Raw genomic sequence first — 11,401 nt, 5'->3', positions numbered from 1 at the left:
CAGCGCAGCCCAAAGGGCTGGGTGATCTCCTACAGGTACGGCGGTGGATTCAGGCGTTACACAGTCCTGTGGAAGCGGGCTTGCCGGAGTGCCGGACCACCGCGAAGCCCGTGCCAGGCACCGTGTTGACCTAAGGGGACGCGTCTTGGCTTTTACGGCTTGCGCTTGGCCGGCTTGCCGCCAAAGCTCGGCACCTTGCGTACGGCCTTGACCGCTGGCGCCGCCGATTCGCTGCTGTCCATCCAACGCCCCAGACCGCGCTTGGCGCTGTTCTCCTTGGGCTTTTTCGGTTTCTTCGGCTTCTTTACCACCTGCCCGCTGGCATCGATCATCGGCACCCGATGATCGGGGATGAAATCCGGCTCTTCATGGCGCGGCAACTGTTGGCGAATCAGCGTCTCGATCGACGCCAGCAGGTTCACCTCGTCAGCGCACACCAGCGAGATCGCCTCGCCCTTGTTGCCGGCCCGGCCCGTGCGGCCAATGCGGTGCACGTAGTCTTCGGCGACGATTGGCAGATCGAGGTTGACCACCAGCGGCAGGTCGTCGATATCCAGGCCGCGCGCGGCCACGTCGGTGGCCACCAGCACCTGGATCTCGCGGGCCTTGAAGCTGTCCAGGGCACGCTGGCGCGTGGCCTGTGGCCGATCGCCGTGGATGCCATCGGCGTTGATGCCCTCGCTGAGCAGGCGTTCGACCAACTGGTCCACGCCATTGCGGGTCTTGGCGAACACCAGCACCTGCTTCCAGCGCTGCTTGCGCAGCAAATGGCAGAACAGGTCGGCCTTGCGCTTCTTGTCCACCGGCACCAGCCACTGCTTGACCGTGGTCGCGGTGGTGTTGCGCGGGCTCACTTCGATGCTCAGCGGATCGTTCAGCGCCAGCCCCGCGAGCAGGCGGATCTGCTCGGAGAACGTGGCCGAGAACAGCAGCGTCTGGCGCTTGCGCGGTAGCGCCGCGTACACCGCCTGCAGCTCTTCGGCAAAACCCAGGTCAAGCATGCGGTCGGCTTCGTCGAGCACCAGGGTCTGAACCTGGCCGAACTTGATGGCGTTCTGGCGGAACAGATCGAGCAAGCGCCCTGGAGTGGCCACCAACACATCCACGCCACGACGCAGGCGCATCATCTGCGGATTGATGCTGACACCGCCATACACCGCATAGGTCGACAGCGGCAGGTCCTCGGCGTACTCGCGCACATTGGCGTGCACCTGCTCGGCCAACTCCCGGGTGGGCACCAGCACCAGCGCACGCACCGAGTTACTGGCGACCTTCTCGCCCTCCAGCACCAGGCGTTGCAGCACCGGCAAGGCGAAGCCGGCAGTCTTGCCAGTGCCGGTCTGGGCTGCGGCCATCAGGTCGCGGCCTGCAAGCACGGCAGGGATGGCCTTGGCCTGGATCGGGGTGGGGGTGGCGTAGTCCAGCTTCTGCAGGGTGCGCAGCAGCGGTTCGATCAGGCCGAGTTTGGCGAAATTCATGGTGGTACCGTCAGGGGTTCAGCGAAGCCAGCAAGTTTACCGCAATGCACGGCATGCCGGGGCGCGACGCGCGCACCCTCAACTGACGGCGGCAGGCGCCTTGCGCCATTGCGGCAGGCCGATCAGCACCACCGCACCGATGATCACCCCCATGGCGATGCACTCTTCGGCGCCAATCCGCTCACCGGCGAAGGCAATTCCCAGCAATACCGCCACCGCTGGGTTGACGTAGGCATAGCTAGTGGCCGCCGCCGGGCGCACGTGCTTGAGCAGGTACATGTAGGCGCTGAAGGCCAGGATCGAGCCGAAGAACACCAGGTAGGCCAGTGCGCCCCAACCGGCGGCGGTGGGCATTTGGGTCATGCGTTCGCCGCTCAGGGCGCTGCCGATCAACAGCGCGGCGCCGCCAGCCAGCATCTCGGCGGCGCTGGCCATCGGCCCCTGGGGCAGCGGCAAACTTTTGCTCCACACCGAGCCGAAGGCCCAGGCCGCTGCGGCGAACAGGATCAGCGCCGCGCCCATTGGACTGGCCTGCAAGTTGGAACCCAGGTTGAGTAGGCCGATGCCGACCAGTCCGAGCACGATCCCCGCCCACTCCAGGCGCGAGTTGCGATGCCCGAACAGCAGGCCGAACACCAAGGTGAACAGAGGCACGGTGGCGACCGCCAACGCCGCCACGCCCGAGGCGACGCCAGCATGTTCGGCCAGGGTTACACCGCCATTGCCGCAACTGAGCAGCAGAAAACCAATCGCCGCCGCCGCGCGCCATTGCGTCCAGGTCGGTGCTGGGACCCCGCGCCAGCGCAGGAAGCCGTACAACAGGCTGCCAGCGATCATGAAGCGCACCCCGGCCATCAGCATCGGCGGCCAGGACTCGACACCAATGCGGATAAACAGGTAGGTCGAACCCCACACCAGGTACAAGGCGAGGAACGATCCAATGAGCAGCAGCGGGAAGCGACGGGAGGCAGGCATGGCAGAAGGGCTCGAAATCCGTTTACGGGTGGCTTAGTTTAGAAAGGCCCCTGCGCAAACTTAAGTTGCAAAACAGCTTTAAATCACTCGAACACTTTGCAAAGCATGCTTATGCAGCAGGTTTGCCATCGATTACAAAGTCACCAGGAATCACCATGGACAAGTACGACCGCATGCTCCTAGCCGCCCTGCTCGAAAACGGCCGGGCCACCTACGCGCAACTGGCGCGCCAGGTCAACCTGTCGGCCCCGGCGGTGGCCGAACGGGTGGCCAAGCTCGAGTCCAGTGGCGTGATCACCGGTTACACCGCCAACATCGACCTGGAAAAGATCGGCCTGCCGATCCAATGCGTGATCGAGCTGCGCCTGGCCAGCCACGGCAGCCATGACACCCACCACGCCTATGCCCAGTTGGCGAGCATCCCGCAGATCACCGAATGCCACCGCGTAACCGGCGACCCCTGCGTGATCATCCGCGCCGCCGTGGTGTCGATGCTGGAACTGGAGGCGTTGATCAATCGGGTGGCGCAACTGGGCTTCACCAAGACCTCGATCGTGCTCTCCAGCGCGGTACAGCGGCGGGTGCCGCTGGGGCATCTGGAGGGCAATGCGAGAAAGCCTTGAGCGCTCAATGGCGCAGCAGCAGCTTGCCCTCGATGGGTACGTAGCAGCTGGCCGCGCGAATCACCGACAACGCGGTCAGCCCCGGCACGCCATATACCACAGTCTCAACTCCATGACGCTGCATCGCCCGCTCCAGCAGCAGGTCGAAGTCGCCGTCACCGGAGGCCAGAACGATCTGCTCGACCCGCGCGGCGGCCTCGATCACATCCAGGGTGATGCCCACGTCCCAGTCGCCCTTGGCCGAGCCGTCGGCGCGCTGGATATAGGGCTTGAGGCACACCTCGAAACCCAGGTTGCGCAGGATCTGCTGGAACTGTTGCTGCTTGGCGTCACCCCGATCGATGGCATAGGCCTTGGCCTCGACGATCTGGCCCGCGCGGCTGACCTCGGCCCACAGCGCGGCATAGTTGAAATGGCAGCCGTGGCCTTGGCGAACCGTGTAGTAGAGGTTCTGCACATCGGCGAACAGCGCGATTTTCTTCACCTTGGGGCACCTGTCTGGCGGTCAATGAATCGCGGGGCAGCCCGCTCCAACGTGGGAGCGGGCTGCCCCGCGACAAGCACAGCCAGTATGCCAGAGCCCTCAGACGTAGTCGTCGTCCGAGAAGAAGCCGCCATCGTCGGCACTGTAGTCGGTGTCGGCGAAGCCGCCCTGGTCATTGCCCCAACCGCTGTTGTCGGCTACCTGGCGCTGGCTGTCCTGATCGTTCCAGCCGCCCTGGTCACTGGCCGGGGCAGGCGCTTCCTTGATCACCTCGACGATCTCGTCAGGCTGCGAATGGTGGCTGAACAGGCTGCTGATGCCTTGTGCGAGCAACACGCCACCCGCAACGCCCGCCGCGGTCTGCATGGCACCGCCGAGGAAGCTGCTCGCACCACTGCGGGCGGGCGCCGCACCGAAGCCTTGCTGCGGCGCCGGAGGCGGCGCATAGGCAGGCGCGGCAGGCTCGCGCCAGCCCCCGGCTGAGGCCGGCGCCGGGGCCACCGAGCGCTGCGGCTCAGGGCTGCGTGCACCGCCACCGAACAGCCCGGACAGGAAGCCACCACCACTGCTGGCGGGGCTGGAGCGGCTCGCCTCCAGTTGCGCGCGGGCCTGCTTGAGTTCGGCTTCGAGCTGTTTGTTCTGCTCGTCCAAACGCTTGAGCGCTGCTTCCTGCACCAGAATCGCCTGGGTCATGTAGTACGGCGCTGCCGGCTGCTGGCGCAGGTGCTCCTCGATGCGCGCCTGGGCCTGGGCATCGCGCGGCTGGGCGGGATCCTCGGCTTGCTTGAGGCGACCGAACAGGCCGTCGATCAGGGTTTGTTCTTCAGTGTTCATCGGGGCAACCTCGTGCGCTGAACAGGACATCGGACAGCCTCAAAGATGGGGCGCGGTACGCTGCGATTCAATCGCCCTGGGCATGAAACTTTTTTCAGCATGCAGGCTGTCTGGGCTAAAGTTACGCCCTGCTTTTCTGCCATGCGATGTTGACCGATGAATCCCCTGAGCGTTCTGCGCGACTCCCTGTACTTCTTCCGCCGCCACTTGGTCGGCATCCTGCAACTGTGCCTGCCGCTGGTGGTGATCGAAGCCCTCGGTACCCAATTGCTCTACCGCCAGCTCGGCGAATCGGCCTCACCGGTTTACGGCATGCTGGTCAGCCTGCTGGTCTACCCCCTGTACAGCGCGGCGCTGATCCTTTACCTCGACACGCGCAGCAATGGCCAGGCAGTGCCCAAGCGCGACCTGTTCGCCCGCGCCGTGCAATTGTGGCCAGCGCTGGCGCTGCTGATCCTCATCAGTTCGCTGCTGATCATGGCGGGCCTGGCACTGTTCATCTTCCCCGGTGTGTGGATCATGGTGAACTTGGTGTTCGCCGAGTACCTGCTGGTGCTGCGCGGCCTGCCGGTGATGCAGGCCATGCGCACCAGCGCGAGCATGACCACCGGGCACTTCCTGCGCATCATGCTGTGCATGCTCATGGTGCTGGCGCCGCTGTGGCTGATCGACGGGCTGCTGATGGCGCTGATCCCCGACCCGCAACCGGGCGCGCAATTGCTGCTGGACAGCCTCAGCGGCTTCTTGCAGTTGTTCAGCACGGTGGTGCTGTACCGCTTGTTCATGTTGCTCGAAGGCAAAGCCGGGCCCGAGGCGGGCTAGCGTTCGCGCGCTGATCCGCGAGGCGGCGGCCACGCCGCCCTCATGTACCGCGCGGCTTGGCCCGCGCCGTGGCCTCGGCCACCAGCGGATCGTCCGGCCAGTAGTGCTTGGGGTACCGACCCTTCAAATCCTTCTTCACCTCGGCATAGGTGGTGCGCCAGAAGTTCGCCAGGTCCTGGGTCACCTGCACCGGCCGCCGCGCAGGTGAGAGCAGGTGCAACTTGACCTGCTGGCGACCGCCAGCAATGCGCGGGGTGTCGGCCAGGCCAAACAGCTCCTGCAAGCGTACCGCGAGAATCGGCGGGTGTTCGCTGTAGTCCAGGCGGATGTTCGAGCCGGACGGCACGCTCAGGTGCGCGGGCGCCAGTTCTTCCAGGCGCTGGGGCAACGGCCAGGGCAGCAGGTTGCGCAATATCGACGACAGGTCCAGCGCCGCGAAATGGCTCAGCCGTGAAACCTTGCCCAGGTAGGGCTGCAACCAGTCTTCCAGGCTGCCCAGCAACGCCTCGTCACCCAGGTCGGGCCACTCGCTGTGGCCGTCCTTGTCCAGATCCAACTGACGCAGCAGCGCCACCCGCGCCTGCCACTGGCGCAGCTCCGGGGTCCAGTTCAGCAGGTTCAGGCCTTTGCGCCGCACCAGGCCAAGCAGCGCGCGGGCGCGGGCCTCATCGTCCAGGCCCGGCAGCGGTTCACGACTGAGCACCAACTCGCCGACCTTACGCTGGCGCTCGGCACGTAGCACCTGCTCACGCTCGTCCCAATCGAGCAGGTCAAGGGTTTCGACCTGCTCGGCGAGCACCTCATCGAACAGCGCCGGATCGAACTCGGCGGCCAGGTAGATGCGTTCCTCGCGTTGGCCCTGACGGCTGCCCAGGTCGGCGATCACCAGCCAGGGTTGCTTCATCAGCGCGTCGGCCTCACCGAACAACGCCGCGCGGCCGTTGGCCAGGCGATATTCGGCGCCCCCTGCACGGCGCTGCTGGGCGACGCGATCCGGGTAGGCCAGCGCCAGCAACGCGCCCAGCCAGCGCGGGTGGTCGGGATCGGCGACCTGTGCAGCGGATTTGCCACGCAGTTGGCCACGGTACTGCCGGGCCAACTGACGCGCACGTTGCACACCGCCCTGCCCGCCACGCGATGCCTTTCCGTCACCGCTGATCAGGCTCAGGCGGGTGTGCAGGTCGGCGCCGCCCCCACGCTGAATGTCACGTTCGCCCAGCAGCGCCGCGACATCGCAGGCCATCTCGGCCAGCCCCATTTGCTGACCGCGTAGCAACAGATGGGCGATGCGCGGGTGCGCTGGTAGCTCGGCCATGGCCTGGCCGTGGGCGCTGAGGTTATCGCGGCTGCCGGGCTTGTAGGCCCCCAGCCGCGCCAGCAGGTCCTGGGCCTGGGCGTAGGCCGCCGACGGCGGCTGGTCGAGCCAATTCAGTTGCTCCGGCGGCACGCCCCAGCGCCCCAGTTGCAAGGCCAGCCCAGCCAAGTCCGCCTGGAGTATCTCGGCGCTGCCATGGACGGCCAGCTGTTCGTGCTGCGCCTCGGACCACAAGCGCAAACACACGCCGGGCTCCAGGCGCCCGGCACGCCCCGCGCGCTGCGTAGCACTGGCGCGGGAGATACGCTGGGTGTCCAGGCGGGTCATGCCACTGCCCGGATCGAAACGCGGCACACGCACCAGCCCGGCATCGATCACTACACGTACCCCCTCGATGGTCAGGCTGGTTTCGGCAATGTTGGTGGCCAGCACCACCTTGCGCAGGCCCGCAGGCGCCGGCTCAATGGCCGCACGTTGGGCGCTCAACTCCAGCTCACCGTGCAGCGGGCACAGCAGCACGTCCGGGCGTTCGCCCAGCGCGTCCTGCAAGGCCTGGTGCACTCGGCGGATCTCGGCCTGCCCAGGCAGGAACACCAACAGACTGCCGGCCTCGGTGGCCAGGGCCTGCAACACGCCATCGACCACCCGCGGCTCGATGAACTCGCCGGGCTGCAACGGTCGGCTCCAGCGGATATCCACCGGGTACATGCGCCCTTGGCTGCTGACCACCGGTGCGTCGTCAAGCAGGCGTGATAGTCGCTCGCCCTCCAGCGTCGCCGACATCAGCAGGATCTTCAGCGGCTCGTCGCGCAGCAATGCACGGCCATTGAGGCTCAGGGCCAGGGCCAAGTCGGCGTCGAGGCTGCGTTCATGGAACTCGTCGAAGATCAGCAGGCCCACGCCTTCGAGCGCCGGGTCCGCTTGCAGGCGGCGGGTGAGGATGCCCTCGGTGACCACTTCGATGCGGGTTTTCGGGCCGACCTTGCTGTCCAGGCGGATGCGATAGCCCACGGTTTCACCCACCGGCTCACCCAGCTCGCTGGCCAGCCGTTCGGCTGCCGCGCGGGCCGCCAGGCGCCGGGGTTCGAGCATCACGATGGTCTGCCCGGCCAGCCACGGCGCGTCAAGCAGGGCCAGCGGCACGCGGGTGGTCTTGCCGGCGCCAGGGGGCGCCTCCAGCACGGCTTCGTCTCGTTGGCTCAGGGCGCGGCGCAAATCAGGCAGTACAACGTCGATCGGTAATGAAATCATGGTGGTCCTCGAACAGTCGTCCGAGTATAACGGCGAACCGAGCCGGCCCAATCATGGTCTGAGTCTCAGGCGTGGCGAATGCCCGCCCTCTAGTCGTGCTACTTCCCGGAGAGAAACATGCGCATCCCTTCCCGCGTCATTGGCGGCGCCCTGATCGCCACCCTGCTGACCCAGCTGACGGCCTGCGGCACCATTTTCTACCCTGATCGCCGGGGCCAGATCGAAGGCAAGATCGACCCTGTGGTGGTGGCAATGGACGCCATCGGTATCCTGTTCTACGTGATTCCTGGCCTGATCGCGTTCGGTATCGACTTTGCCACCGGCGCCATCTACTACCCCGGCGGCAAGAGCGCCCAGATCGACCCGGCCAAGCTCAAGCCCGCAATCAAGGCCGACGGTCAGGTCGACAACCTCAAGCTGCAAGCTATCCTCGAAAGCGAACTGGGCCAGCGCCTGCCGCTGGACGACCCACGGCTGATCCAGCACCGCGGCAGCGTCGAGCAACTGGCCGCGCTGGGCCTGGTACCCTCCGCCTGATCCATCTTACGCGTAGACCCCAAGCATGACCGTAACCACCGAACACCAACGCCTGCTGCGCCTGGCTACCCGCGCGTCCCTCACGGTGGCCAGCATCCTGGTACTGAGCAAGGCCGTGGCCTGGTGGCTCAGTGGCTCGGTGAGCCTGCTGGCCGGGCTCACCGACTCGGCACTCGATGCCATGGCGTCGTTTCTGAACCTGCTCGCAGTGCACTACGCGCTGCGCCCTGCCGATGACGATCACCGCTTCGGCCACGGCAAGGCCGAAGCGCTGGCGGGCATGGCCCAGGCGCTGTTCATCGGGGTGAGTGCGGTGTTGATCGGGGCGAGCGCGGTGCAGCGCTTGCAATCACCGCAACCGTTGGGCGACACCGGCGCCGGCATCGGCGTGATGTTGCTCTCGCTGGTACTGACCCTGGCGCTACTGGCGTTCCAACGCAAGGTAATCCGCGCCACCGGTTCGACCGCCGTGCACGCCGACTCCCTGCACTACCGCTCCGACTTGCTGCTCAACGGCAGCATCCTGCTCGCCCTGCTGCTGGCGCGCTTCGGCTGGCCCCAGCTGGACGCGCTGTTCGGTTTGGGCATCGCCGTGTACATCCTGTGGAGCGCCTTGCAGATCGCCCGCGAAAGCACGGCAATCCTCATGGACAAGGAACTGCCCGCCGACATTGGCGAGCGCATGGGCGAACTGGTCTTGGCGATTCCAGGCGTACAAGGGGTGCATGAACTGCGCACACGGGTCTCGGGCAGCCAGTGGTTCGTGCAACTGCACCTGGAGTTGCCAGGTGCATTGCCGCTGCACCAGGCCCATGCGCTGTGCGTGCAGGCGTCCCAGGTGATTCGCGAGCATTACCCAAAGGCCGACGTGATGGTTCACGCCGACCCGGTGTAGCGGCCTCAGTTGGTGCTGTAGCCACGCCCACTCAAACAGGCCCCCAGGGCGCGGCGGTAGCTATCAGCCACCTGCAAAGGCGGGGCATAGGTGGCGGTGGCCGGGTCGAAGCCGGACTGGCTCACGGCCCAGCGATGACACTGGTAGCGGTCCTGCCCCTGTTGTTCAGGCCCCTGGCCATACAGCGGATAGGCAATCACGTCATAGCCTTGGGGCATTGGCGCTGGCGCTGGTGATGGCGCCGCTGGCGGGTTGACCACCACGTACTCCTGGCTGTCGGCCAGGTACTGGTAATAGGTATCGGCCACCAGGAAGAACAACGCGCCCCCCACCCACACTTCGCGCGCATAGGACGGCAGGTAGCTGACACGCACTCCGTAAGGCGGCGTGACCACAACGTAACCGCCAGCGTGGGGACGGTACCAGTAGCCACCGGAATAGAAGTAATCCTGCCCACGGTACGGCACGCGCCAGTAGCGATCCGGGAACCGTTCGACACTGTGACCTGGCCGATACTGCGGCCCCGGCCCCCAGCCATTGCCATGCCCGTCTGGGCGCCCATCCCAACTGCCCCCTGGCCGCTGTCCTGGGCCGCCGGCCTGCCAATGCCGGCCATCGCCTGGGCGGCGCGGAATATCCTGATAGTTGCCCGGCCGCGCAGGTTGCGTCTGGCGAACCTCGTCACGCGAGTTGAGCGGCGAACCGCGACCACCAGGATGGCCATCCTGCGGGCCATCGCCCGGCCCTTCGGCCAGCACGACGAGGCTGATGCCCATGCTCAACAAACCAACACCTGCCAACTGCCAGATGCGCGACCTCATGTTGTTCCTCTCGCTCGATACGCAGACCTTACCGGCCCAGTCTATCCCGGCACCGGTGATCGGCTGATGAAATAGCCGACAGCTTGACTGCCCACCCAATGTTGGATCAACCCAGCCGCGTTCGGTTGCATGAAAGCGCGTCGGTCGGCCACAAGGCAAATAAAAAAGGGAGGCCCGATGGCCTCCCTTTGGGAATTGTTGTCCGTGCTCGGTGCTTGTGACACCGGCTCACCTCACACCGTTTTCTGAACAGTGCGTAGCCCGGGGGCCTGGCGGATCCTGTTGGATCGCTGGCCGCGACGGCCCGTCTGGGGCGCATCGCCGTGGACTGATGTCCGGGCAGTGATTCTGGTGATAAAGATACGCCCGCAGGCACGACACAGGATTGCGAAGATTGCTCTGATAAATAGCACTTGCGCAATTTTTCACCTCGGATCGATAATCCACAGCAATTCGAACAGAAAAGGCCCGTTCCATGAGCAAGCTCGACCGCTACGACCTGAGCATCCTCGCCGAATTGCAGCGCGACGCGCGCATCTCCAACCAGGAATTGGCCGAGCGCATCGGCCTGTCCCCTTCGCCTTGCTCGCGCCGAGTGAAGCAGCTCGAGGACGACGGCTACATCTCCCGCCAGGTCGCGCTGTTGGAGCGCAAGAAGCTCGGCCTGAGCCTGACCGCCTACGTACTGATCGGCATGGACCGCCACACGCCGGAGCGCTTCGAGACCTTCGAGGCGGCGATCCGCAGCCTGCCGCAGGTGCTCGAATGCAGCCTGGTGACCGGGATGGACGCCGACTATCAGCTCAAGGTCGTGGTACCGGACATGGACCACTACCAGAAACTGCTGCTTGGCAGCCTGACCCGCATCGAAGGCGTCACCAGCGTGCGTTCGAGCTTTGTGCTCAACCAGGTCCTGGCCAGCACCGAGCTGCCATTGACCCACCTTCGTTAAATTTGCGCCAGCCCGGCGTATGATCAGGTTTTCAGCCTGCCCGGAGAGAACAGATGGATCCCGCCGTATTCGAAGAATGGATGATGATCGTCCTGGTAAGCGTACTGATCGGCTTCATGGGCTTCATCGTCTGGGACTTGGCGAAGAAGTCCAAGGCTGGCCGCTTCGGCACGCTGATCCTGTTCTTCGTACTCGGGCTCGGTGTGCTGGCGTTCATCATCAAGANCCGCTTCGGCACGCTGATCCTGTTCTTCGTACTCGGGCTCGGTGTGCTGGCGTTCATCATCAAGAGCGTGGTGGTGGGGTTTATCGAAGGGGTCTAGGCCGCTCTCCTGGAGCCGCACATAACCTGTTGATTCAGCACGGACCTGTAGGAGTTCACCCAGCCCTGCCGGGCTGCGCTGTCGTGCAGAG

At 65.4% G+C, this 11,401-nt stretch carries 12 protein-coding genes and 1 pseudogene; 7 read left to right on the top strand and 6 right to left on the bottom strand.

What is annotated here, in order from left to right; translation table 11 throughout:
• Positions 1 to 152: 152 nt before the first annotated feature.
• Complete coding sequence (locus FEM01_RS21260; protein ID WP_138221429.1) at positions 153 to 1,478, bottom strand: DEAD/DEAH box helicase; 1,326 nt, start codon at positions 1,476 to 1,478, stop codon at positions 153 to 155.
• A gap of 78 nt (positions 1,479 to 1,556) precedes the next feature.
• Positions 1,557 to 2,453: a drug/metabolite exporter YedA gene (gene yedA, locus FEM01_RS21255; RefSeq protein ID WP_138221428.1), complete on the bottom strand. Its 897-nt coding sequence runs from the start codon at positions 2,451 to 2,453 to the stop codon at positions 1,557 to 1,559.
• 155 nt (positions 2,454 to 2,608) lie between these two features.
• Here yedA and FEM01_RS21250 point away from each other — a divergent pair, with 155 nt between their 5' ends.
• Positions 2,609 to 3,076: an Lrp/AsnC family transcriptional regulator gene (locus FEM01_RS21250; RefSeq protein WP_138221427.1), complete on the top strand. Its 468-nt coding sequence runs from the start codon at positions 2,609 to 2,611 to the stop codon at positions 3,074 to 3,076.
• A 4-nt stretch (positions 3,077 to 3,080) separates the two neighbouring features.
• On the opposite strand, the gene FEM01_RS21245 is transcribed toward FEM01_RS21250, so the two are convergent.
• Positions 3,081 to 3,560, bottom strand: coding sequence for an NYN domain-containing protein (locus FEM01_RS21245; protein ID WP_138221426.1), 480 nt, complete (start codon positions 3,558 to 3,560; stop codon positions 3,081 to 3,083).
• A gap of 99 nt (positions 3,561 to 3,659) precedes the next feature.
• Positions 3,660 to 4,394 (bottom strand): DUF2076 domain-containing protein, encoded by a 735-nt coding sequence (locus FEM01_RS21240; protein WP_138221425.1) that lies wholly within the window; start codon positions 4,392 to 4,394, stop codon positions 3,660 to 3,662.
• Positions 4,395 to 4,550: 156 nt separating this feature from the next.
• Here FEM01_RS21240 and FEM01_RS21235 point away from each other — a divergent pair, with 156 nt between their 5' ends.
• Complete coding sequence (locus FEM01_RS21235; RefSeq protein ID WP_138221424.1) at positions 4,551 to 5,216, top strand: hypothetical protein; 666 nt, start codon at positions 4,551 to 4,553, stop codon at positions 5,214 to 5,216.
• Positions 5,217 to 5,256: 40 nt separating this feature from the next.
• Here the strand turns inward: FEM01_RS21235 and hrpB are convergent, their stop codons facing one another.
• Positions 5,257 to 7,782, bottom strand: coding sequence for an ATP-dependent helicase HrpB (gene hrpB / locus FEM01_RS21230; protein WP_138221423.1), 2,526 nt, complete (start codon positions 7,780 to 7,782; stop codon positions 5,257 to 5,259).
• Positions 7,783 to 7,899: 117 nt separating this feature from the next.
• On the opposite strand from hrpB, the gene FEM01_RS21225 reads away from it, so the two are divergent.
• Both FEM01_RS21225 and FEM01_RS21220 read left to right on the top strand, forming a co-directional pair.
• Positions 7,900 to 8,319: a polyribonucleotide nucleotidyltransferase gene (locus FEM01_RS21225; protein WP_138221422.1), complete on the top strand. Its 420-nt coding sequence runs from the start codon at positions 7,900 to 7,902 to the stop codon at positions 8,317 to 8,319.
• Between the two features lie 25 nt (positions 8,320 to 8,344).
• On the top strand, positions 8,345 to 9,214 hold the full coding sequence (locus tag FEM01_RS21220; protein WP_138221421.1) for a cation diffusion facilitator family transporter: 870 nt from the start codon (positions 8,345 to 8,347) through the stop codon (positions 9,212 to 9,214).
• Positions 9,215 to 9,219: 5 nt separating this feature from the next.
• Here FEM01_RS21220 and FEM01_RS21215 read toward each other — a convergent pair whose 3' ends face one another.
• On the bottom strand, positions 9,220 to 10,035 hold the full coding sequence (locus FEM01_RS21215) for a DUF6515 family protein (RefSeq protein WP_138221420.1): 816 nt from the start codon (positions 10,033 to 10,035) through the stop codon (positions 9,220 to 9,222).
• Positions 10,036 to 10,510: 475 nt separating this feature from the next.
• On the opposite strand from FEM01_RS21215, the gene FEM01_RS21210 reads away from it, so the two are divergent.
• The 3 genes and pseudogenes from FEM01_RS21210 to FEM01_RS24845 all read left to right on the top strand — a co-directional run bounded on the left by FEM01_RS21210 (position 10,511) and on the right by FEM01_RS24845 (position 11,310).
• Positions 10,511 to 10,987 (top strand): Lrp/AsnC family transcriptional regulator, encoded by a 477-nt coding sequence (locus FEM01_RS21210; RefSeq protein WP_138221419.1) that lies wholly within the window; start codon positions 10,511 to 10,513, stop codon positions 10,985 to 10,987.
• 53 nt (positions 10,988 to 11,040) lie between these two features.
• Positions 11,041 to 11,211, top strand: a pseudogene (locus FEM01_RS24850) (DUF2788 domain-containing protein); the annotation flags it as partial.
• Entirely contained in the window at positions 11,191 to 11,310 is a 120-nt protein-coding gene (locus tag FEM01_RS24845; protein WP_431188619.1) for a DUF2788 domain-containing protein, read from the top strand. The pseudogene FEM01_RS24850 and the gene FEM01_RS24845, both read left to right, overlap by 21 nt.
• Positions 11,311 to 11,401: the final 91 nt, after the last annotated feature.

Source organism: Pseudomonas mosselii (assembly GCF_005796105.1).
GTDB classification, from domain to species: domain Bacteria; phylum Pseudomonadota; class Gammaproteobacteria; order Pseudomonadales; family Pseudomonadaceae; genus Aquipseudomonas; species Aquipseudomonas mosselii_C.
The sequence above is the reverse complement of the archived record's forward strand: the minus strand, read 5'-3'. Positions and strand labels throughout refer to the sequence as shown.